Source organism: Agarivorans aestuarii (genome assembly GCF_019670125.1).
GTDB lineage: Bacteria > Pseudomonadota > Gammaproteobacteria > Enterobacterales > Celerinatantimonadaceae > Agarivorans > Agarivorans aestuarii.
This window is the reverse complement of sequence record NZ_AP023033.1, coordinates 2,146,343-2,168,667: the sequence shown is the minus strand read 5'-3', so window position 1 is coordinate 2,168,667 and position 22,325 is coordinate 2,146,343. Positions and strand designations below refer to the sequence as shown.

General features: G+C 43.8%; 20 protein-coding genes. 12 read left to right on the top strand and 8 right to left on the bottom strand.

The window, feature by feature from the left end; all coding sequences use genetic code 11:
* Positions 1 to 82: 82 nt before the first annotated feature.
* The 3 genes from K5609_RS10090 (at position 83) to K5609_RS10080 (ending at position 2,644) form a co-directional block, all read left to right on the top strand.
* Positions 83 to 775 carry a sensor histidine kinase gene (locus tag K5609_RS10090; protein ID WP_221077039.1) on the top strand — a complete coding sequence of 231 codons (693 nt, stop codon included), beginning with the start codon at positions 83 to 85 and terminating at the stop codon, positions 773 to 775.
* 33 nt (positions 776 to 808) lie between these two features.
* Positions 809 to 1,573 (top strand): DNA repair protein, encoded by a 765-nt coding sequence (locus K5609_RS10085; RefSeq protein WP_221077038.1) that lies wholly within the window; start codon positions 809 to 811, stop codon positions 1,571 to 1,573.
* Positions 1,574 to 1,684: 111 nt separating this feature from the next.
* Positions 1,685 to 2,644, top strand: coding sequence for a methylenetetrahydrofolate reductase (locus K5609_RS10080; protein WP_221077037.1), 960 nt, complete (start codon positions 1,685 to 1,687; stop codon positions 2,642 to 2,644).
* A 61-nt stretch (positions 2,645 to 2,705) separates the two neighbouring features.
* Here the strand turns inward: K5609_RS10080 and topA are convergent, their stop codons facing one another.
* Positions 2,706 to 5,348 carry a type I DNA topoisomerase gene (gene topA, locus K5609_RS10075; protein WP_221077036.1) on the bottom strand — a complete coding sequence of 881 codons (2,643 nt, stop codon included), beginning with the start codon at positions 5,346 to 5,348 and terminating at the stop codon, positions 2,706 to 2,708.
* Between the two features lie 302 nt (positions 5,349 to 5,650).
* Between topA and astB the strand changes: the two genes are divergently transcribed.
* Positions 5,651 to 6,991 carry an N-succinylarginine dihydrolase gene (gene astB / locus K5609_RS10070; RefSeq protein WP_221077035.1) on the top strand — a complete coding sequence of 447 codons (1,341 nt, stop codon included), beginning with the start codon at positions 5,651 to 5,653 and terminating at the stop codon, positions 6,989 to 6,991.
* 61 nt (positions 6,992 to 7,052) lie between these two features.
* On the opposite strand, the gene sohB is transcribed toward astB, so the two are convergent.
* Positions 7,053 to 8,078, bottom strand: coding sequence for a protease SohB (gene sohB, locus K5609_RS10065; protein WP_221077034.1), 1,026 nt, complete (start codon positions 8,076 to 8,078; stop codon positions 7,053 to 7,055).
* 109 nt (positions 8,079 to 8,187) lie between these two features.
* Positions 8,188 to 10,644: a VolA/Pla-1 family phospholipase gene (locus K5609_RS10060; RefSeq protein WP_221077033.1), complete on the bottom strand. Its 2,457-nt coding sequence runs from the start codon at positions 10,642 to 10,644 to the stop codon at positions 8,188 to 8,190.
* Between the two features lie 150 nt (positions 10,645 to 10,794).
* Between K5609_RS10060 and K5609_RS10055 the strand changes: the two genes are divergently transcribed.
* From K5609_RS10055 to K5609_RS10030, 6 genes are read left to right on the top strand one after another with little or no spacing between them, the layout of a single operon-like run.
* Positions 10,795 to 11,556, top strand: a complete 762-nt coding sequence (locus tag K5609_RS10055) for a YciK family oxidoreductase (RefSeq protein ID WP_152782720.1) — start codon at positions 10,795 to 10,797, stop codon at positions 11,554 to 11,556.
* A gap of 19 nt (positions 11,557 to 11,575) precedes the next feature.
* A complete protein-coding gene (locus K5609_RS10050) occupies positions 11,576 to 12,478 on the top strand; it encodes a LysR family transcriptional regulator (protein ID WP_016403038.1) in 903 nt (300 codons plus the stop codon).
* 9 nt (positions 12,479 to 12,487) lie between these two features.
* On the top strand, positions 12,488 to 13,231 hold the full coding sequence (locus K5609_RS10045) for a 5-oxoprolinase subunit PxpA (RefSeq protein ID WP_221077032.1): 744 nt from the start codon (positions 12,488 to 12,490) through the stop codon (positions 13,229 to 13,231).
* Positions 13,232 to 13,236: 5 nt separating this feature from the next.
* On the top strand, positions 13,237 to 13,899 hold the full coding sequence (locus K5609_RS10040; RefSeq protein WP_221077031.1) for a 5-oxoprolinase subunit B family protein: 663 nt from the start codon (positions 13,237 to 13,239) through the stop codon (positions 13,897 to 13,899).
* Positions 13,892 to 14,845, top strand: coding sequence for a 5-oxoprolinase subunit C family protein (locus tag K5609_RS10035; protein WP_221077030.1), 954 nt, complete (start codon positions 13,892 to 13,894; stop codon positions 14,843 to 14,845). Before K5609_RS10040 ends, K5609_RS10035 begins: the two co-directional genes overlap by 8 nt.
* A gap of 22 nt (positions 14,846 to 14,867) precedes the next feature.
* Positions 14,868 to 15,155, top strand: coding sequence for a TfoX/Sxy family DNA transformation protein (locus tag K5609_RS10030; protein WP_221077029.1), 288 nt, complete (start codon positions 14,868 to 14,870; stop codon positions 15,153 to 15,155).
* Between the two features lie 7 nt (positions 15,156 to 15,162).
* Here the strand turns inward: K5609_RS10030 and K5609_RS10025 are convergent, their stop codons facing one another.
* Together K5609_RS10025 and K5609_RS10020 are read right to left on the bottom strand one after the other, a co-directional pair.
* Positions 15,163 to 17,007 (bottom strand): glycerophosphodiester phosphodiesterase, encoded by a 1,845-nt coding sequence (locus tag K5609_RS10025; protein WP_221077028.1) that lies wholly within the window; start codon positions 17,005 to 17,007, stop codon positions 15,163 to 15,165.
* A gap of 1 nt (position 17,008) precedes the next feature.
* Complete coding sequence (locus tag K5609_RS10020; protein WP_221077027.1) at positions 17,009 to 17,770, bottom strand: copper homeostasis protein CutC; 762 nt, start codon at positions 17,768 to 17,770, stop codon at positions 17,009 to 17,011.
* 291 nt (positions 17,771 to 18,061) lie between these two features.
* On the opposite strand from K5609_RS10020, the gene K5609_RS10015 reads away from it, so the two are divergent.
* Positions 18,062 to 19,024: a TAXI family TRAP transporter solute-binding subunit gene (locus K5609_RS10015; protein WP_221077026.1), complete on the top strand. Its 963-nt coding sequence runs from the start codon at positions 18,062 to 18,064 to the stop codon at positions 19,022 to 19,024.
* Here K5609_RS10015 and K5609_RS10010 read toward each other — a convergent pair.
* Entirely contained in the window at positions 19,021 to 20,457 is a 1,437-nt protein-coding gene (locus K5609_RS10010) for a cobyric acid synthase (protein ID WP_246611976.1), read from the bottom strand. The two genes, K5609_RS10015 and K5609_RS10010, sit on opposite strands and share 4 nt — an antisense overlap.
* Complete coding sequence (locus tag K5609_RS10005; RefSeq protein ID WP_246611975.1) at positions 20,457 to 20,873, bottom strand: CBS domain-containing protein; 417 nt, start codon at positions 20,871 to 20,873, stop codon at positions 20,457 to 20,459. The genes K5609_RS10010 and K5609_RS10005 overlap by 1 nt, the downstream gene beginning before the upstream one ends.
* A 187-nt stretch (positions 20,874 to 21,060) precedes the next feature.
* Between K5609_RS10005 and K5609_RS10000 the strand changes: the two genes are divergently transcribed.
* A complete protein-coding gene (locus K5609_RS10000; RefSeq protein ID WP_221077025.1) occupies positions 21,061 to 21,690 on the top strand; it encodes an MBL fold metallo-hydrolase in 630 nt (209 codons plus the stop codon).
* A gap of 51 nt (positions 21,691 to 21,741) precedes the next feature.
* Here the strand turns inward: K5609_RS10000 and K5609_RS09995 are convergent, their stop codons facing one another.
* Positions 21,742 to 22,203, bottom strand: a complete 462-nt coding sequence (locus K5609_RS09995) for a hypothetical protein (protein ID WP_221077024.1) — start codon at positions 22,201 to 22,203, stop codon at positions 21,742 to 21,744.
* Positions 22,204 to 22,325: the final 122 nt, after the last annotated feature.

Sequence of the window (22,325 nt, the reverse complement as noted above, 5' to 3'; positions counted from 1 at the left end):
TAATAGTATTTTGGAAGTAGTTGATTTTGCGACAAAGCTGGGCTTCGGTTACACTGCAACAACGTGCTTATAAGGACTTCACATGCCAGTAAACGACAAGCTAGATTTTTCATCAGTTTTAGCCACTGCAGTTCACGATATGAAAAATTCGCTGTGTATGCTGACTCAGTCAACAGAATCCATCGCCTTACGCTCTAAGCAAATGGGCAGAGAAGACAGTGAAGAACTGTCGCGCTTGCATTACGAAGTGTCACGCTTAAACGGAAGCTTGATGCAGTTATTGGCGCTTTATCGTTTCGAAAAAGAACAAATGCCAATGACCATTGAAGAGCAATACCTAGAAGACTTGCTCAACGATATCTATTTCAAGAACCAAACATTCATCGAACAAGCAGAAATGAATGTTGAAATAGATGTAGAATCTTCATTAAGTTGGTACTTTGATGGCGTACTTGTGGACTACCTACTTAATGATATTGTGGTGAATGCACTTCGCTATTCAAAAAAACAAATTAAAATATCTGCAAAACAAGCCGATAACTATTTATGCATCCAAATTGATGATGATGGTGATGGATTTCCACAAGACATTATCGACTTGGCAAATATAGAAGTAGCTTCGCAAATAAATTTTGTTAAAAATCGTAGCGGTTTAGGTTTATTTTTCGCAAAATTGATCGCTAAAGCACATATAAATTCGGGCAAGGAAGGTAAAATAAAACTAGAAAATGGCAGCTCTTTAGGTGGTAGCCGTTTTAGTTTATATCTCCCGTAGCACAAACACTTAGGATATTTTTTCGGTTTAAGTATGGTATTTACTTTAGTATTGCTTGGCGTAGGCGCGTTATTGTTTTTAGTAATCGCTTACAACATGGTTCAACAATTTAAACAAAAGCAAGAAACCGAACGCCGTTTAGCAATTGCCAAACAAAAGGCAATTATTAACGAAACGGAAGAGTTGCTGCTGCATTCCTCTATTTTGCCCTATAGCAAAGAATTGGTAGAGCTTCTGCACAAACGTATGTTAGAGGCCCTCAATCAAATTAGAACCACCGATCCTAGCGTTAAAGGATTAAATAACCGTATTCGCGCTACCAAAGGCCAGCTCACCCAGATAAAAAATGCCAGCGACATCAGCGACAGTGCCTTTCGAGCGCCTGATACAGATAAAGATGCTTTGCAAATGTTGCAGATCATAAAAAAAATACGCGCAGTAGTGCGTTCAGAGCACGCCAAAGGCCGCTTGAATACCCAAGTGTTTGTACTAGAAGATCGTCGACTGGAATTAATGCAGCTAAAAGTGAACATTGAAAATGCACTTAAACGCGCCGTAGAAGCACAAGCGCTGCGCCAATGGGGCACGGCTCGCCAATTGCTTAATAAAGGTATCTCAGCCTTAAGCAATATTTCAGACCGTGACGCCTACCTAGAGCAAAAACTACAAGACATGCGTCGTATGAACCAAGAAATGAGCGATAAACTCAAATCTGCTAGTAAGCAAGAAGCCGAAGATCTTGCCGAGAAAGAAACTGACGAATTGGATGTATTGTTTCAGCCCAAGAAAAAGTGGTAAAACCCTTCATAAACTGATTTGTTTTGAACTCGCGGCCTAAGTAGAAAGTTAGACCTGCGACTCAAAGCTATGCGAAAATATCGCTAACTAAATAAATAAAGCAAACACAACATGCGTAAAACACTTGAGCAGATTTCTAGCGACCCCTTCCATGGGGTTTATTTCATAGGTACCACCCCACCAAAACAAAATACCGACATTGAAAAAGTTAGTGATATAGCTGACAAATTACTGTCTCGTTTAGATGAAATTGAGTACGACGGTCTAATTGTTTACGACATTCAAGACGAGAGCAGCCGGATCGACAAACCGCGTCCATTTCCCTATATGCAGACCCATGATCCACGCTTGTATGCGCAGCTACTAATGCATAAAAGCGAACGTTCGGTCATTACTTACAAAAGTGTTTCACAAAGAAACGAACAAGATTTTGTCGCCTGGCTAAAAGAAGCTTGGCATCAATTTGAGATCCGAGATCTAGTTTTAGTTGGCAGCCCAGCAGCCACTAACGATATTAAGCTCAGTTTGGCTGATGCCTATAAAGCCATCGAAAATCATGCACCAGAGTTTTATTTAGGTGGCGTCACCATCGCTGAGCGCCATGCTAAAAAAGGTGATGAACACGCTAGGTTGATTCACAAAACCACTCAAGGTTGTCAGTACTTTGTTACCCAAGCAGTTTACAACGCACAAGCCACTATCGACATGCTAACTCGATACGCACACGAGTGTACTGAAAACAATCAACAGCCTCAACGCATCATTCTTACATTCTCGCCATGTGGTAGTGCTAAAACCTTAGAATTTATTGAATGGCTGGGAATATCAGTACCAGAAGCTACTAGCCTACGCATTCTCAATGCAGACAAACCTCTAAAAGAATCAATCCTAATTTGTTACAACAACTTAGTGCAGATTTTAGAAGCCGTTTTGCCACTTGGGATCCCCTTAGGGCTAAACATAGAAAGCCTTACCAATCGTAAAGAAGAAATTGATGCCGCTATTTTGCTGTATAAGCTACTAAAAGCCACCATGGACAAAAAGCTGGCTCAGTTACAATTAAACAGCTAATCATCGAAAAATAGCCAATAAAAAAGGAAGCTAAGTGCTTCCTTTTTTTAGTTCTATCTACTTAAGCCTTTTTCTTGGCTTTAGGCTTTTTGCGCTTATCTTCAATGGTCCATTTACCATCGCCAAAGTACGCTCTCCAACCGGTAGGTTTACCGTCAACTTCAGTGCTTAAGTATTGCTCTTTAGTCTTACGGCTGTATCGAACCAAAGATTTAACTCCATCAGGGTCTTCTGTTGGTCCATCAGCTAAGTAATAAAACTTCTCTGGTAAGCGGTCTCTGAAGCGCTTCAATTCTTCCACTAAAGGCGCTCGCGTCTCACGTGAACGTGGGAAATTACTCGCTGCCATAAAGATGCCAGAAGCACCATCGCGAAGCACAAAATAGGCATCGCTATTTACACAAGGCAATTCCGGTAAGTGAACCGGATCTTCTCGCGGCGGAGCCACTTCACCATTTTTCAGAATCTTGCGGGTGTTGCTACAGTCTTCGCCAGTACAAGCCATATACTTGCCAAAACGGCCAGTGCGTAGCTGCATATCACTGCCACACTTTTCACACTCAACGATAGGCCCATCGTAGCCTTTAATCTTAAAGCTACCTTGCTCAACCACATACCCTTCACAATCGGGGTTATTACCACACACGTGCAGCTTGCGGGTTTCGTCAATAAGGTAGCTGTCCATGGCAGTACCACAGACTGGGCAACGTTCTTTAGCGCGTAATGCTTCGGTTTCTTGCTCTTCGGCATCGGCAGCTACAGCTTCTTCACCTGGAATCAAGTTAATGGTGCACTTACAACGTTCTTTCGGTGGTAAGGCATAACCTGAACAACCAAGGAATACACCAGTACTCGCAGTACGGATACCCATTGGTCGGCCACAATCTGGACACTCGATGTTAGTCAGAACAGGAGTATTGCTACGCATCCCCTTTTCGTCATCATCGGCAACCGTTAACTGCTTCTTAAAGTTTTTATAGAACTCGTTAAGTGTTTGCTTCCACTCAATGTTGCCATCAGCTACTTCATCGAGCCGCTCTTCCATCTCGGCGGTGAAGTCATAGTTCATTAAGTCTTGGAAGCTTTCAGTTAAACGCTCAGCAACAATTTCACCCATCTTCTCCGCGTAGAAACGACGGCTTTCAGTGCGAACATATCCGCGATCCTGAATGGTTGAAATGATTGATGCATAAGTAGACGGACGACCAATGCCACGTTTCTCTAGCTCACGAACTAAAGACGCTTCATTGAATCGTGCCGGTGGCTTGGTAAAGTGCTGCTTAGCATCAAGCTCAACCAAGTTAAGTTTGTCACCTTGGCTAACGGCAGGCAGTACGCCATCGTCGGCTTTACTTGCTTTACCCACTGGTTGTACTTTTGTCCAACCATCAAAACGTAAAATTTTACCTTTAGCGCGTAATTCAAATTGAGCGGCGCTTACCGTTACGGTAGTGGCATCGTATTGCGCATCGGTCATTTGACAGGCCACAAACTGGCGCCAAATCAAATCGTATAACCTAGCCGCATCAGCATCTACACCGGCTAATTGTGTGCTGGTTACATTAACGTCTGAAGGTCGAATAGCTTCGTGCGCTTCTTGTGCACCTTCTTTGCTTGAATAACGTAAAGGGTTGTCTGGTAGATACTTATCACCAAAATTGTCGCCGATATAGCCTCTAGCAGCCTCTACAGCGTCGTTACTCAAGTTTGTTGAGTCAGTACGCATATAGGTGATGTAGCCTGCTTCATAGAGCCTTTGAGCTAACATCATGGTGCGTTTAACGCCAAAACTTAAACGGGTGCTAGCTGCTTGCTGCAAGGTAGAAGTAATATAAGGTGCTTTTGGCTTTGAGCGTGTCGGTTTATCTTCACGTTTAACAACTTGATAGTTGGCGCTTTTTAAAGTCGCTACCGCCGCTTCTGATTGTTGTTTGTTAACAGGCTTAAAGGCCTGACCGTTTTCTTTAGCAACTTCTAAGCGAAAGCCTTCGCCTAATTGTGTTGCAAGATCAGCATGAATATCCCAGTACTCTTCAGGCACAAAAGCTTTAATTTCTCGCTCTTTTTCAACCACTAGTCGAACCGCTACTGATTGAACTCGTCCAGCAGACAATCCGCGAGCAATTTTTTTCCAAAGCAGTGGCGATACCATGTAACCCACAACTCGGTCTAAGAATCGACGGGCTTGCTGAGCATTCACTCGAGCCATGTTTAATTCGCTTGGCTGCGAGAACGCGTCTTTAATTGCTGATTTAGTAATCTCGTTAAATACTACTCGCTTAAAACGACTGTCATCGCCGCCAATAATTTCTTTTAAGTGCCAAGCAATGGCCTCTCCTTCGCGGTCCAAATCGGTTGCGAGATAGATGGTGTCGGCATTTTCTGCAAGAGTTTTAAGCTCGTTAACTACTTTTTCCTTGCCAGGAAGAATTTGGTAATTCGCTTTCCAGTCCTTCTCGGGATCCACTCCCATTCGAGCTACTAGCGCTTTTTTATCTTTAGCCTTCTTAAGTTTGGCTTTTTCTTCTGCGCTTAATCCTTTAGTTGATACAGGCGCAGCTTTCTTTTTATTAGTTGCACTACCACTGCTAGGCAGATCACGAATATGACCGACACTTGATTTCACCACATATTGGCGACCCAAGTACTTATTAATCGTTTTTGCTTTTGCTGGTGACTCTACAATTACCAGGGATTTGCTCATATTTTTCTTTTTACCATTGTGTCCACCAACTTGGCCTATTGACGGAAAGTAATAGATATTTGTTCTTTTTTATATTGCTCGAGACTTAGCATAGGTCAATAACTTTTTTGCATCTTTGGTTTATTGGGCGAATAATTAAGCACTCGACCACCAAGATACAAACTGATAACATCTGAAAATCCCAGTAAAGCGTAGTGTTATACGCTTGATTTTCTTTTTCTGCCAATATAAATAACCATTGGTGTCAAATTTTTCAATAAAAGATAACTCATTTTTTAAGTGAGCGTAGTAAAAGGAAGACTATGAAACATTTTGAAGTCAACTTCGACGGCTTAGTTGGCCCAACCCACAATTATGCGGGTCTTTCATTTGGCAACGTTGCCTCTTTATCCAATGCCCAAAATGCCTCAAACCCCAAAGAAGCCGCCAAGCAAGGCTTATTAAAAATGAAAGCCTTGCACGACCTAGGGCTTACTCAAGGCGTGTTGGCGCCGCAACAACGTCCCGATCTCAATCTTCTTCGTCGTATCGGTTTTACCGGTAACGATAGTCAAGTTTTACAACAAGCGGCAAAAAAAGCGCCTGATGCCCTACTCGCTAGTTATTCGGCATCAAGCATGTGGACTGCTAATGCAGCCACCGTATCGCCTAGCGCAGACACCGAAAATGGCAAAGTACATTTCACCCCAGCAAACTTAACTAATAAGCTGCATCGCTCTATTGAGCCACAAGTTACCGGTAATATTTTGAAGGCGGTATTTTCCGATAGTAAATATTTTGAACACCATCAACACTTGCCAGAAAACGACTACTATGGCGACGAAGGTGCGGCTAACCATACCCGATTGTGTTCAAATTACGGCGAAGCTGGCTTAGAACTATTTGTTTATGGCCGCTCAGCTGCAGATGCCAGCGTAATTGCTCCTAAAAAATTTCCCGCAAGGCAAACCCTAGAAGCGAGCCAAGCCGTAGCTCGCTTACATGGTTTAGACCAAGATACCGCGATTTTCATTCAGCAAAACCCTGGAGTAATTGACCAAGGGGTTTTCCATAACGATGTGATAGCGGTGGGCAACCAAAATGTGCTGTTTTATCATCAACAAGCTTTTTTAAACACTCAGCAGCAACTTCAGCATATTCAGCAGCGTTTCGGCGATAATAAGCTACATTTCATAGAAGTTAGCGACAATGAAGTGAGTGTTTCTGAAGCAGTTAAAACCTATTTATTCAATACCCAGATCGTTACCACTACACCTGGTGAAATGGCTATTATTGCACCAACAAACTGTCAAGAATCGGCCCAAGTGAGTGCTTATTTAGAAGACTTAGTAAGCCGAAATACTCCGATTAAGCAAGTGCATTACTTTGATGTTAAGCAGAGTATGAGCAACGGTGGTGGCCCAGCTTGCTTGCGCTTACGAGTGGCATTAAACGACATGGAATTAGCTGCAGTAAACCAACACACTATCATGAATGAACAACTATTTAGCACGCTAAACCAGTGGGTTGATAAGCACTACAGAGATAGCTTGGTTTTTGATGATTTACGTGACCCTCAGTTAATCACCGAAGTGAATACCGCATTGGATGAGCTAACCCAAATCTTACACTTAGGGTCTGTTTACCCTTTCCAACAAGCTTAACTGAGCAGATTAAAAAGCCTGACTAAGGTCAGGCTTTCCGTTGCTGTTTGTTAGCTTGATATTACTTGGTCCAATCCCAAGATTGAGACTGCATAATTTTCATTACGCCACGCTCCACTCCAATGCTTGCCGCTTGGCTGAGCTTTTCTGCTAATTTCTTCTTAGTATGGTACTTGAACTGGATAACTTGTTTTTCCTCAAATTGCTGCATCAAGTAATCGTCACTGGTAGATACTTCATCAACCAATTCCAAAGCAAATGCTTGAGTGCCGTACCAATGCTCACCAGTGGCTACTTTTGCAATATCCAATTGCGGACGAAACTCTTGAACAAACTCTTTAAATAGAACGTGAGTCTCTTCTAGTTCAGATTGAAACTTCTTGCGTGCTTCATCGGTGTTTTCGCCAAACATAGTCAGGGTGCGTTTAAACTCACCGGCAGTTACCTGTTCAAAATCGATGTCGTTTTTCTTCAATACTTTATTAAAGTTTGGCAACTGGGCAATCACGCCAATTGAACCAACGATGGAAAACGGTGCTGCGATAATCTTATCAGCGATACAAGCCATCATATAACCACCACTTGCGGCAACTTTATCAACTGCGATAGTAAGTGTGATACCTTTTGCTTTAATCCGTTTTAACTGAGAAGCCGCTAAACCATATCCGTGAACCATGCCGCCGCCGCTTTCTAAACGAACTAATACTTCATCTTTTGGCTTCGCTGCGATAAGTACCGCAGAAACTTCTTCACGTAAACTGGCTACTTCTTTGGCGTCGATGCTGCCTTTAAAGTCGATAACAAACAATCGTGGTTTAGTTTGTTCTTCGCCTTTTTTCTTCTCTTCTTTTTGTTGTTGCTTTAGTTGCTTCTTATGCTGTTTAAGTTGCTCTTTGCTCATGAGGTTATGATTAAGCTTTTCCTCAACCTCATTGTGTTGCTCACTTAAATCCGTGACTTCAAGCTCGCCACTTTTGTGTTTAGTCTTAGAAGAAGCGGCAATCACAACCACAACTACAGCAATAATAGCGATAACAATCGTTAAGGCCTTCGCAAAAAACAATCCAAACTCAATCAAAAAATCCAAACTTCTGCCCTCATATTTTCGAGCTGCTATTAGTACCATAGCTTGTACACCGAACCAAGTAACAAAAAAGGCCTGCGCGATGCAGGCCTTAGAACCGATAACTTAGTGCTTATTGAGCCGAGGCGATTACCGAACTATCACTCACCACAACACTAGCATTACCAGCATCTGCACTTACTGCATAACTAACAAACTGGGTTTGCATTTCAACCGTAGCAGCCAAACTAGCCGCAGGCGAAATCAGTGAGCTATGCGAGCCTTGGCTAAAGCGCACCGCATAACTACCTGCTGAGGTAACTTCGGTACCCTCTAGACCCATTGAAGCAATCAGCGGCTCGGTGCCAACTAGCGGCAACGTTGCAAGGCTATTTGGAATAACTTGATCACCGCTACCTTCACTACCGTCACCCACAATCTCATGCACTAGTACTGGCATAGCAAAACCGGATTGCGCATAGTTAAGTGGGTCTACTCCATCTACCACTGTTTGCGCTAACGACCCAAAAATTGACGCAAATGCAGGATAATTAGAGTCAATCACCAGCTGTGCTGCTTCTGGGTAAGTGGCTTGATATACTGCAAACTGCTCTAAGGCTGTTGCAGTGTCATTGTCTTCAAAGCCAAGGCCAGCAGCAACCAGCGCTAAGTAACCAGGATTAGATTTTAACCCTGCTTCTACGGTTGGGCCAAAACTAGGTGAGTACTGGAATACTCCAGCTAAACCGCCAGCAGGTGCGCTAAGCGAAACACTTTGTAGGCTGTAATCAATATCAAAACCGCTTACGTTTACTGTATCAGCAACCGATGCTGGACCAACACCGACAATTGCTCCTAATGACTGACCTGCATAATGTACTTTACTGCCGTCCAGTTCAGCAGGCGCACCAGCAGCTTGTAAGGCAGCCCGCACCGCAAGTAAATCGGCTGTTGATTGACGTAGGTTTTCTCGAATGCTTAAAAAGCTACCCAAGTTAGCGAATACTTGAGGATCGTCATTGGCACTGATTTCTGCATTACCATCACCGGTCAAATCCAAACCTCGACTACCGTGATAAGGCAAGTCCATAGCCAAAACTGCGTAACCTTGCGCTGCATAGCTAGCGGCAATAGCCGCTGCGGTTTCTTTAACGGACCCAATACCATGTTGGAAGATCACTACTGGCCAGCCTTCGGCCGGCATGGCATTGCCAGTTAAGGTTTCATCAGGTAAATAAATATCTAAGTCTAAAAACGCGGTGCTTTTTGTTTCTGGAACAGGGTTATAAGCCGTAAGATGGCGATGTGAGTCAACTGGCATCGCTTCACCGTCTTGCATATAGGTAAGTCCTGCTAAATCTGCCTGAGCAAGCATTTGTCCAGCGGTTGTTTTATCACCGCCTGCCACTAAGCCACCAAATGTAGCAACGTCAAAACCTTTTGCGCCGGCCTGGGCCCAAAAACTTGTTGCACTGCCTTGGTCAGCAAAATCCGCATTGGTTTGCAGCAATTGCAAAATAGCTACCGGGCTATCTGTCTTAGCTTGTGCCCATTTATTTACATCCGCACCTGTAAGATCAGGATTATCAAGGTCTGATAAATAATAAGGTACTGCCAAGGTAGACTTAAAGTATTTAGCGGCTACAAAGCCTGGTTGGCTAGTACCAAGAGCAGCATTGGCAACGTCTTGCGCTGTAGTGCCCGTATCAACAAGTGCACTCATTGGTAATAAGCTATTTAGTGCCATACCACCATAAATCTGCTGCAAAGTAGTTAACACGCTTCCTACCGATTGAGTGGTAAACACTGCAGAGTAGCTAACATTTGCAGTTACACCTTCAGCGGCCAACAAGCCATTATTAAACGCTGTTAAGCCTTTCAGGCTTTGCAACGTAGCATCATCATCAGCAGTGATTGGAGAACTCAATAACTGGTAGGCCTCACCGGCGGCAACACCTCGACCATTTTCATCTAATAGTTGATCTGTAATTGCCACCATATAAGACGTAGCAGGAGCAAACGGTACTAAAGGAGTAACAATTAAGCTGCCATCGCTAAAGGTAGCAATGTAGTCTTCACCGTAAACAAGCTGCTCATCAACGCGGCAAGTTTGCCCTGCCACAAAACTGCCACCATTTTCGGTAACGTCAGCACAAGTATCTGTAAAACCGGAAGCGCGAACTTTATATAACAACACGCCAGCTGGGAAAGAACTTGCATCTAACTTTGTATCAATTTCTTCATTGTATTCCGCGTCATCATCGCCGTAGGCTAAAGGAATTGAAAACGGCACACTGGTTTGCCAACCGTCTAAGGCTCCTAATACGTTGGTGATATCTTGATACTGCTGAGTAAGCGCAATAGCGGCTTCACTTGGTAGGTTAATCGTCCCGTCTAAGCTACCGTTAAACAACAAGTTATTTGGTGTAGATACATCACCAGTAAGAGGATTGAAGCGAATTTTTACTGAGTTTGGCTCATTTGGCGTGATATCATTACCAAAATCAAATGGCGAGTTGCTACTACCACAACCCGCTATAGTAACTGATGCAAATAGAGTGACTGCTGTAGCTATTCGGGACAGACGCATATTAGCTAATTCCTTTTTTTATAGTATGTTTCTTCAAAGAAACCTTAAACATTTGTTTACATTTTTGCAACAGGTCTAACCAGGCGTTAAACACTTGTTTAATTGTTAATCAAATATTTGTGCACCAACGCACATCTACAGGAACGAAAAATGAGCACGGAAACCTCTCCTCAACACTTCCAAGCAGCTAGTGATGAGCTACAAAACAAAGTCATCCTAGTAACTGGAGCAGGCGACGGCATTGGCCGCCAAGCCGCTCTATCCTTTGCACAATGCGGTGCAACAGTGATCTTGCTAGGAAGAACAGTTAAAAAGCTTGAAGCTGTATATGATGAAATTGAAGCCTTGGGCGCACCACAACCAGCCATTATTCCCCTTGATTTAAAAGGTGCGACTCAACAAAACTATCTTGATATGGCGGCCACCATCGAAAACCAATTTGGCAGATTAGATGGCGCCCTTCTTAATGCGGCGCATTTGGGGGTGTTAAGCCAATACGTGCAAATAGAAGAAGATCTTTGGGATCAACTTATTCAGGTAAATGTAAAATCACAGTTCTTACTTAGCCAAGCTTTAGTTCCGTTAATGCTTAAAAGTGACCATGCCTCTTTGGTTTTCACTTCTTCAAGTGTCGGTAAAAAAGGCCGTGCTTATTGGGGTGGTTATTCGGTGTCTAAATTTGCGATAGAAGGTATGTCGCAGGTCATTGCAGACGAATTTGATAAAACCGGTTTACGCAGTAATTGTATAAACCCAGGTGCAACCCGTACTTTAATGCGCGCAACCGCATATCCCGGCGAAGATCCAAAAACACTAAAAACCCCGCTCGATATTATGCCTAATTACTTATACCTAATGAGTGACGCTAGCATTGGGGTAACAGGCACTAGCTTAGATGCGCAACCTAAGTAACTAGTTAGGATAGCGAACGATGAGCAAGCCATTTCGCGCCAAAAGCACCTTAGAGCAGTGGCGAATTTTTCAGGCCGTTGTGGATTATGGTGGCTACGCACAAGCCGCCAGTCAGCTAAACAAAAGCCAATCCTCACTGAACCACGCTGTCAGTAAGTTACAAAACTTACTTGGCATTCAGCTGCTTGAAGTGAAAGGTCGCAAAGCCTACTTAACCCCAATGGGCGAAGTAATGCTAAGACGCAGTAAATTGCTTAGCCAAAATATCCAAGAGCTAGAATTACTCGCTGCAAGTCTAGAGCAAGGTTGGGAACCACAATTAAGCTTAGCTTGTGAAATCATTCAGCCTCAGGCTCCTGTTATTAAAGCACTTAAAGCTTTTTTACCGGAAAGTAGAGGCACTCGAGTCGAAGTTATTGATACCGTAGTAAGTGGCGCTGATGATGCAATAGCTGAAGGTGAATTCGACTTGGTGATCACCGCTCACTTGCCTAAGGGTGTTTTGGGTGAACGCCTCGGTGTTGTCACCTTAGTCCCAGTTGTTCATCGCAATCACCCTTTGGCCAAAATGCCACAGCCAGTCTCGATAGACGAAGTGATACAACACGTTCAACTGGTGATCCGTGATACAGGTAAAAACCCTCAACAAGACAGAGGTTGGTTACGCGCCGAACAGCGCTGGACCTTTAGTAGTTTTCATCGCGTAGTAGAAGTACTTAAGCAGGGTTTAGGCTTTGCATGGCTGCCGCTACATATCGCTCAACCGCATTTCGAAGATGACAGTCTGGTTGAACTTAATGTAAGTGGCGGTGCGGCCAAGTCATTGGTTACCTACCTAGTAGTGCCACGCCCAGAACTGCTAGGCCCAGCCGGCCAGCATTTTTCAAAGCTGCTGATTCAACATTGTAAAACGCTACGTTAAGGAAGGTAGATGTTACTAAATTGCGATATGGGAGAAAGTTTCGGCGTATGGGAAATGGGGGTTGATGAGCAGCTCATGCCCCATATTGATCTCGCTAATATTGCTTGTGGTGGGCATGCTTCTGATCCCAATGTAATGAGTCGTACCTTAGCGCTAGCCAAGCAACATGCTGTCACAATAGGCGCGCATCCAAGTTACGCAGACATAGCTGGCTTTGGCCGGCGTTCTATCCCATATCAAGCTGATGAGCTCACCCACCTACTGCTCACGCAAATAGGCGCTTTAGATGCTTTATGCCAGTTTCATGAGCTTAACTTAAGTTATGTAAAACCACATGGCGCTTTATATAACGACATGCATAAACAGCCGGCAATATTCGAAGCAGTATGCAAAGCGCTAGCCGGCCTCAATAAGGCTCCTCAGCTAATGGTACATGCCACCCAATGCCATGGCTTTATCAGCGAACTAGCAGAAAAATACCAACTATCGCTAATTAAAGAAGCCTTTTGTGATAGACGCTACTTAAGTGATGGGAGTTTACAAGCACGCAGTCAAACTGGAGCGGTACTCTCCACTAAAGAGCACATATTAGAACAAGTAGATTTGTTACTCACGCAACAAAGCTTACGCTGCGCTGACGGCAGCTTATTGGGTGTAGAGGCCGATACCCTGTGTGTTCATGGCGACAATCAAGCAGCCGTTAAGCTGGTGCAAGCCATCAAGCAGCAAATCCAACGCTCAAAGAAAGATTAGTCAGTATGTACTGCATCGACTATGTTAACGAGGATAGCGTACTAGTAAGCAGCCAATCAGCAGTCCACTGCCAAGCACTGCCTGATTTAGCAAATTTTCTGAAACACCAGCTTACTAACATCACTGATATTATCGTGGCCAGCGATACTTTACTTTGCATCGGCAATAGCCAAACGCAGTTCGAATCGATAAGCATTGCAGTTCAGCAGTTTGAAGTGCAATTAAGTAAACGTACTAGTCACCAAGTATTTGATATTCCAGTTTGCTATGCAGAACAGTTAGCGCCCGATTTAACAGCAGTCGCTCAGCAACTACAGCTCAGTGTTAATCAAGTTATTGAGCTGCATAAACAAAGTGTTTATAAAGTAAAGATGATTGGCTTTATGCCTGGCTTTACTTACTTAAGCGGACTAAACCCGCAACTAAAACTGCCTCGCAAGTCCACTCCCGTAAGCAAAGTACCAGCTGGCAGCCTAGCAATTGCCGAAGAGATGAGCGCAGTATATCCCAGCGATAGCCCTGGTGGCTGGCACATCATTGGCCAAAGCCCCATAAAGCTATTTGATAAACACCTCGATCTTATGTGCCCGTTAACGGTAGGTGATCAAGTGCGTTTTATAGAGCTCAGTTATGAAGAATTTCTCAGCTACGGAGACAGCAGTGACTAAAGCAGCCTCACTCACGGTACTTCGTAGCGGTCCGCAGATGTTAGTTGTTGATCAAGGGCGTATTGGCTTTCAGCACATTGGCGTTAGCCCAGGTGGTCCTGCAGACAAGCATGCCTTTAATTGGGCTAACCGCTTGCTAGCAAATCACGTTAACAGCCCTGCCCTAGAAATCACCTTTGGTGGCGCTAAGCTGCATTTTGAGCAAGCCTGCCAGATTGCAGTATGTGGCGCTGAGGTGCCGCTTACCTTTGAAATAAATAAAGCAAACAACAAACCAATTACTACTTGGCAAAGTATTGATGTGGAAGCCGGTCAAACTTTGAGCATAGGCGCTAGTCGCTCAGGACTAAGAGCTTATTTGGCGATACAAGGCGGCTTTTTACTCGACAGCGAGCTAAATAGTGTAAGCAGTTCACCGAAACAGGCTTTAGGTCCCTTCAATGGGCGGGCTTTACAGCAAAATGACAAACTCCATTATTGTATAAAAAGTGCTAAGCAGCTTGCCTCCACTCCAGTGCAACAAACACCGTATCAGTTTATTCCAAACTATAAAGAACACTTAAAACTCGCGCTTATTCCCGGTTATCAATTCCATGCATTTAGTACTCAACAACGGCAGCAAATTTTGCAACAGGAATATCAACTCAGCGAGTTAAGCGACCGCATGGGGGTTAGATTGAAAGGCATTGCATTAGACAATGTTCCCCGAACTAAAGAATCAGAGGCAATAGCTTTAGGTGCTGTGCAAATCCCGCCTAACGGCTTACCAATAATACTGTCTGTTGATAGGCAAACCATTGGTGGTTACCCCAAATTGGGTTGTATCTCTCGGCTAGACTTATTTGCTTTAAATCAGCGGCATCCAAAGCAAAGCATAAGCTTTTACTTAAGCAGTGCTGAGGAACAACGACAGCGCTGGCTAGCCTTTGAAAACTTCTTCAACTAAGTCAGCTAAAAGACTACCCATTATGAGCAGATCACCAGCTAATCCAAAGCGACTAAGGGACTTAAAAGGCTTTGGTCCACGCAGCGAAGAAATATTGGCAGAGGTAGATATTCACTCCGTCGAAGATTTTATGGCCATCGATCCTTACCAACTCTACGGGCGTTTAAAAGCACAAGTAAAAGGCACTGGTTTAAACTCTATCTACGCGATAATCGGCGCAAGAGAAGATCGCCATTGGCAAGAGATTAAACAACAGCATAAAACTGAGATTTTGTTCAAGCTGGACGAACTGGGCCTAGCTCCTAAGTAAGCAGAAGTTAGAGTGCTAACCAATAGCGCAAACTATTTACTATATGATCAACGTCGCTTAAACCGTTTAATCGTTCTAGGGTTTCTAAAGCCATTATTGGCGAGTCAGTAACCACCCCATTTACCCGTAAATAATAAAGTCGCTCAACGTCTGCAGCATTGTTAACTGTCCAAACATGTACTTCTTGGCCACGCTGCTGGGCGCTAAAAAGTCGCCAAGCGTTCACCCATTGCTGGTTCACAATCAACATATCAACATTTTGTTGAACCGCCGACTCACCAAAACTGGCTGCAGCTATAAAGGCAGTGCTAATCCTATTTGCCAATTCGGTACCGCTTATTTGCAGCTTTAGTTCTTCAAGCAGTTCAATGTCTAAACTACTTATGATGACCGGGTATGGATATTCTTTTAAAGACTCTAGTAGCGCCGGAACCAAGGCTAGAGAATTGTTGTAGCGTTTAAGCTCAATGTTTAAAGTAATCTTGTTGGCGCTCTTTTCTAACCAATAAGGTAAGGCCTGCGGTTGGCTAAACCCAGCGTCAACAAAGGCCTGTTGGATCTGCGCAAAGGAGCTTTCTGGCACCACTAAATCGCTACCCGTTAAGCGACGTAAATCGCGATCGTGAACCACAGCAATTTGACCATCAGCCGTTAACTGCACATCAACCTCGGTCACCGGCAATTCCAGGTTTATCGACTTTTGTAAACCTTCTAAACTGTTTTCTAAAGCCAACCAGCCTCCAGCCCGATGCCCCATCACCAGCATTGAGCTTGGCTCGCTAAAACGCTGACTAAAGGCGCCAATTTCCTCTTTCATTTCACTAGCGCCCAACAACAAAACAGCAATAAACATCAGGCGTAAGCCTAAGTGAACACGGTGATTTTCATTAAGAACCTGTTGGTGCTGTTTGCTTACGCTTTCTTTGTGTTGTTTTAGCAGTACCTTAAATAGATAGAACTGAATACTTGCGTACAGCCAAGTGTCTAAAAAGCTAAGAACAGAGCCACCCGCCAGCACTGTTGCACTGAAAAGAAATAATACTAAGGGAGTGACGTCTTCAGGCGCCCACCAATTTAAACTAATGCGAAGTAACCAAATAAAGCCAGCGATCACAGCAATAAATACAGAGGTGCGTAATGCAAACCAAGCAAGGTTCAAACACAAAATTAACTTACGTTGGCCAATGCTTAATTGGGTGGAATCCTTGAGCTGAGCCAGCAGCGGCTTTTTCTGCAACATGCAAAATGGCAAGGCAAACCACCAGTTAAGCCATTTAGCGCCAAGCCAAACAGCTAAGGGTAAGCCGCCAATACTTAAGGCGGCAAAATAAAACCAAAGCTGATTTCGTTGCTGGTCTAAATAATAGTTAATATCCCAGTCGGCTAACATTAAGCCAAACAGCCAACGGCCAATAAACAACAGCGTACAGCTAATGCTAATCAGCAAAGCAGATTGCAAAAACGCTAACCTAGCGATTGTCCAAGCACGATTAACCAGTAAACGAATCGCCTGCGACACCGAACGTTTGTTCACTTCGTGCTGCGCAAGCAATAAGGTTAAAGCACCCTGCTGCAAGAAGAAGTTGAATAAGGCCATCGCGACTAGCCATATAGCGAACAAGTAGCCGCTGGGCGATAAGAAGAAAGCCAATAGCTCTTGATTGGCAACTCCCTTTAGCCCATACCAAGACATCAACGCTTCACTCACCACTATCGACAAAGGCGCAAATATAGCAAGCCAGCTAGCTTGCACCAGTAGGTAAGCACCAAACATGGCTATGCCGCGATTCTTTAATGAGCTCGCCAAGTAATAAACAAAATGGCGAATACGATGCAGTAAGTTTGGCAACATACTAATTACGCTCTAGAGCTAAGGCCATGGAGCTCACTTCTCGTTGAGAAACTTGGGCGCGTTGTAGTTCTAATTTTGGATCCTTATCAGCAGCCATTGCTAAAACATAACGAGAATCAAACTGGCTTAACAAAGGCTCCGAGGCGGCACTATGAAAATGCTCTATTCCCTGCTTTTTTAGCATAGCTAAGTTGTGAGCACGAACGCCCCCAGCCACTATCCATTCGATATTTTGATGTTGTTGCTGTAAGGCTATTAGCAATGATAATCCCTGCTCGATGTAATTCTGTTGTCCTGAACTCAACACCCTATTTATGCCTAATTCGCTAAGTTGCGTCGCTGCAACTTTAGGATTAGCAATGCAGTCAAAAGCGCGATGAAAAGTGCTAGCTAAATTAGTAGAAGCTGCAATAAGCCGCTTGCAGGCATCAAGATCAACCGCAGCTTGGTGAGTTAACGCACCAAACACCACTCCGTTAAACCCTAGCTGCTTAACAAACTTAATGTCTTCGACCATTTGTTGTAGTTCACTGTGGCTATAACAAAAGTCTCCACCACGTGGACGAATCATTACCACAATGTCAATTTTTGGTAGATATTGGCGGGCTTGCAGCAATGCGCCGTAACTCGGTGTAGTACCTCCATCACGCTGTCCTGCACATAACTCTATGCGCGTAGCACCACCTTTGATGGCACTAATAATGTCATTTTCACTATAACAACAAATTTCCAGCGTATAACCAGAAGAGTCTGAAGAAACCAAACAGCTAACCACTTAAAAAAATACTGGTTTGATTATAACGGATTATTGTTTAGCAACGAGTCACTATGCGAAACATAAACGGCGCTTTGTTTAACTAGATCAAAAATAATCAGCCAAAATAACTGTGCTTTTACTCTAATGCCAGTCACTTTTACCCCTGAATAGATTAACAGCCAGAAAAATCGAAGGTTTTCCAGCTCACAACTTAGTCGCCCAAACAAGCGTTTTACTAAATAACTGTGTATATTGGCTAAGTTATTCTAAGGAAAGAAAACATTTTCGGGTGAAACAATGACACGATTTTCTCTATATTTGTTGACTGCTGCATTGGCGATCAACGCAAATTTAGCGCATAGCAATGAATACTTATTTGTAGGCACTGGCAACGTAAGTGGTGTTTACTACCCAACTGGCAATGCATTATGCCGACTTCTTGAACAAAGCAACGAACACCGAAAATTAAGTTGTACCGCCGAAAGCTCGGGTGGTTCTAGTGATAACATTGAAGCGCTAAAAGCCGGCGACATTGATTTAGCCATTGTTCAATCCGACGTTCATTGGCAAGCCTACCAAGGTGCTGGTGAATTCACTGAAGAAGGTGCTTATAGTGAATTACGTTCACTGCTCTCACTCTACTCAGAAGCCTTAACTGTATTGGTTAACGCCGATCTAAATGTTAGCCAAATTGATGAGCTTAAAGGCCATGCTCTAAACCTTGGTCCGGTGGGTTCTGGTCAATATTCCACCATGCAGGTGGTTATGCAGCAGTTAAACTGGCAAGAGTCCGACTTCTCTAAAATTACCAATCTTAAACCAGACGAGCAAAGTCGCGCCTTATGTGGAAAGAAAACCGATGCCATTTTTTATGTTGTTGGCCACCCAAATACTTCGATAACCCGTGCTACCACTATGTGTGAGTCAAACTTATTAAGTTTGTCGAAAAAGACTATTATGGCGCTGGCAGAAAAGTACGAATACTTCTCCCCAGTAACCATTAAAGGTGGAACCTACCACGGAAACCCAAACGATGTATCGTCAATTGGCGTAAGTGCAACGCTAGTGGCCGATAAACAACTCTCGGAGCAAACGGTTTATAACTTTGTTGCAGCGATATTTGAAAACTTAAATACCCTGCGCTCTCTGCACCCCGCTCTTTTAGAGCTGAACGTAGAGCAAATGATCAATACCAACTTAAGTGCACCACTTCACCCTGGCGCGCTACGTTATTATCGTGAACAAGGTTGGGTAAACTAAGCCTTAGTTATCCCAGCATGCTCCGATATCTGGCTAAGTGGCAAGTCCAACTTGCCACATAGCCTATCTAATTCATTGTCTACTACCAGATTCCAGTCTTCGCATTGCCCTTGCCAACCAAGGCTTTCTAGCCAGTCTTGGCACAACTTTCGATTAGTAAACAAATCATGCAGATAAGAGCCTTGGATGTTATTTAGCTGCCACCCCGTTGCTTGTTCAACAAAGCTATCTACCTGAACTGAACATTGGGTTTGCCCATGATGAATTTCATAACAAGCTATTGTTTCATCACAGTAGTTAATGCTTCGTTGAATTGTCGTTTTTACATTTGAATAAACAGTGGTTAGTGGCAGTAAGGCTAAACCATCAAACGTTTCTCCTTCTACAGAACTAGGATCGAGGTTGCGCTCACCCAAAATCTGTAAACCACCACAAATGCCAGTTACCCGAACGCCTTGTTTAGCCGCATTAACAATTTGCTTGTCTAAACCTGTTTTTGCTAAATGCTTTCGGCTAGCAGCCACGTGTTTAGAACCAGGTAAGACAATGGCGTCAAAATGGCTTAGGTCCTGGTTGTCACGCATTGGCACAACATTAACCCCGGGTTGATACACCAAAGGGTCAAACTCATCTAGGTTGCTGGCATAGGGATAAACAATTAAGGCAATGTTCAAACAATTGGCTTGCCAAACGCTTCGATGAAAAAAGTTGTCTTCTTCCGGTAATTGATGCTCAGTCCATGGGATCACTGCCACTATTGGTATGCCGGTATTTTCTTCTAACCACACATTGGCATCGTGTAATAAAGCCTGTTCACCTCGAAACTTGTTTAGCACAAAACCTTTAACAAGGCTCTGCTCTTCTGCGCTTAAACACATCCATGTTCCTAGTAGGTGCGCGTAAGCTCCGCCGCGGTCGATATCAGCAATAAGATAAACCGATGCCTTACAATGCAAGGCCACTTCCATATTTACAATATCACTTTTACGCAAATTAACTTCAGCAGGACTTCCAGCTCCTTCAATAACAAGTTGAGAGAAACCCTGTTGCAAGCGAGCCAAGCTAGCGGTTACTGCAGGCCAAAGTACCGATTTTCGTTGGTGCCAATCTTTCGCTAACAGCTCATGGCTTACTTCGCCATTCACCACCACCTGAGCGCCTTTTTCGCTATGTGGTTTTAACAACACCGGGTTCATATCTATGCTGGGCGTCTGCTTTGCAGCTATCGCCTGTAGATATTGGGCGCGGCCAATTTCTCCGCCTTCTTGAGTCACCGCGGCATTGTTACTCATGTTTTGTGCTTTAAAAGGCGCAACGTTGCTACCAAGATTAGTTAAATGGCGACAAACCAGTGCGCATACCAAGGATTTACCCGCATCGCTGGTGCAGCCCATAAACATGATTGGAGACTGGTTCATGGTAGTGTTTTGCATTAGTTATCGTTGTTCACTAGCAAACAGGCTAATACATCACGCCAAGTCACAAGCCCCAGCAACTTATTGTGCTCATCAATCACCGGCAAACAGCTAATGCCTTTATCCACTAAGTTACGACCGGCATCGCTAATGCTGGTATTTGCGTCACAACACAAAGGTTGGCGAGTCATCACATGGTGAACTCGCTGGGTTAAGGTATGCACGTCACGTTGGCTTTCAGCTGCTTTTCCCAAATAAGGGCTGAGTGAGGCTAACAAATCTGATTCAGTAAGAACGCCAACCACGGCGTCTTCATCATCAAGTACCACCAAGTGATGAAAACTCACATTATCAAAAATGTCCTTTATATCGAATAGCCGCTGATCCATGCCTACGGTAACAACTCGAGTTTGCATAATATCTTTGATATTCAAGTGATTCTCCAATCTGTTGGGCTTAATTCCATTATAAACATAAGCCACTTTAATTGGTGGCTTAGTTATTACAAACTATAGAAAATTTCATCTACATCCGTACACTAGGGCTATTCATCTTTCGAGCTGATTTTAACCGCGAAAGACAAATAGCCCCTAGGCTTGTAATTAATAAGAGTTAACAAAGATGGCTTACCAAATAATTCCCGTTACTCCATTTCAACAAAATTGCACCCTTATCTGGTGTGATAAGAGCAAACAAGCTGCGATTGTCGATCCAGGCGGTGACCCACAATTGATTCAAGCAGCGGTAGAGAAAGCTGGCGTGGAGGTCACCAAAATCTTGCTCACCCATGGCCACCTAGACCACGTAGGCGCTAGCAGCATTATTCAGCAGCGCTATCAGGTACCGCTGATTGGTCCACATAAAGATGATGATTTCTGGATCAGCAAAATGGCAATGCAATGCCAAATGTTCGGCTTTCCTGAGGTTGCTAGCTTTACCCCTGACCGATGGTTAGAGCATGGTGATGTGATTGAAGTTGGTGAATTAAAGTTAGAAGTACGCCATTGTCCTGGCCATACGCCTGGTCACGTGGTGTTTGTCGACCACGACAATCAATTGGCTATTGTGGGAGACGTATTGTTTAACGGTTCGATTGGACGAACCGATTTCCCCAAAGGCGATCACCCTACTCTGATCAATGCCATCAAAACTCAGCTTTATACGCTAGATGATGCCTATCAGTTTTTACCCGGACATGGCCCCATGTCGAGCATTGGGCACGAAAAAGAATTTAACGGTTACACCCGTTAACTAAAAAGGCACCTAACAAGGTGCCTTTTTTATAACTGGATATTATTCCGTTTAGCCAAGTATTTTGCTTCTGTCTCGATACAACAAATATGTGCAACTTAACCACACTCCTATGGCCATAAAAAACAGTGGGTATTCTCTGGGGCAACCATCCTGTAAGCAGCTTAAATCGGTGTAAGGAAATAGCCCAAGCGGGGTGAAAATGTGAAAAAATATCGCGCCAGACATAACCCCTAAGCCAATTAATGCGCCATAGAAACGAGTAGCTTTACGCAAAATTAAAATGCTTGCCACTAACTCTGCTAATCCAATCACTGTTTCGCCGTATTGGCCAAACAGGTCGCCAATAAGATTAAGTCCTAAACCATCTCGTAACCACTGTCCCACGGTATCAAATATGTACACGGTAATATCTGCAGGGCTGCCAAACCAACCAGCAAACTTAAAGAACAGAGATTGTAAAAATACAAAGGCGACGTAAATAGATAGAATGAGTGGGATGTGCTTTTTCAAAGCTAACTCCATGATTTAGGATCTTGTTTAAGCGTAGTCGAATTAAGCACCTTAGTGCTTGTTCTTGCCAATCAAAGACCTACCTTCACTAGCTTCCATTTCAGCAAAGCCCAACTATTTTT

Bases quoted from the DNA above. Each gene is read 5' to 3' on its own strand.
- K5609_RS10090 (WP_221077039.1), top strand. From the start codon at position 83: ATGCCAGTAAACGACAAGCTAGATTTTTCATCAGTTTTAGCCACTGCA.
- K5609_RS10085 (WP_221077038.1), top strand. From the start codon at position 809: ATGGTATTTACTTTAGTATTGCTTGGCGTAGGCGCGTTATTGTTTTTA.
- K5609_RS10080 (WP_221077037.1), top strand. From the start codon at position 1,685: ATGCGTAAAACACTTGAGCAGATTTCTAGCGACCCCTTCCATGGGGTT.
- topA (WP_221077036.1), bottom strand. From the start codon at position 5,348: ATGAGCAAATCCCTGGTAATTGTAGAGTCACCAGCAAAAGCAAAAACG.
- astB (WP_221077035.1), top strand. From the start codon at position 5,651: ATGAAACATTTTGAAGTCAACTTCGACGGCTTAGTTGGCCCAACCCAC.
- K5609_RS10060 (WP_221077033.1), bottom strand. From the start codon at position 10,644: ATGCGTCTGTCCCGAATAGCTACAGCAGTCACTCTATTTGCATCAGTT.
- K5609_RS10055 (WP_152782720.1), top strand. From the start codon at position 10,795: ATGAGCACGGAAACCTCTCCTCAACACTTCCAAGCAGCTAGTGATGAG.
- K5609_RS10050 (WP_016403038.1), top strand. From the start codon at position 11,576: ATGAGCAAGCCATTTCGCGCCAAAAGCACCTTAGAGCAGTGGCGAATT.
- K5609_RS10045 (WP_221077032.1), top strand. From the start codon at position 12,488: ATGTTACTAAATTGCGATATGGGAGAAAGTTTCGGCGTATGGGAAATG.
- K5609_RS10040 (WP_221077031.1), top strand. From the start codon at position 13,237: ATGTACTGCATCGACTATGTTAACGAGGATAGCGTACTAGTAAGCAGC.
- K5609_RS10030 (WP_221077029.1), top strand. From the start codon at position 14,868: ATGAGCAGATCACCAGCTAATCCAAAGCGACTAAGGGACTTAAAAGGC.
- K5609_RS10025 (WP_221077028.1), bottom strand. From the start codon at position 17,007: ATGTTGCCAAACTTACTGCATCGTATTCGCCATTTTGTTTATTACTTG.
- K5609_RS10015 (WP_221077026.1), top strand. From the start codon at position 18,062: ATGACACGATTTTCTCTATATTTGTTGACTGCTGCATTGGCGATCAAC.
- K5609_RS10010 (WP_246611976.1), bottom strand. From the start codon at position 20,457: ATGCAAAACACTACCATGAACCAGTCTCCAATCATGTTTATGGGCTGC.
- K5609_RS10000 (WP_221077025.1), top strand. From the start codon at position 21,061: ATGGCTTACCAAATAATTCCCGTTACTCCATTTCAACAAAATTGCACC.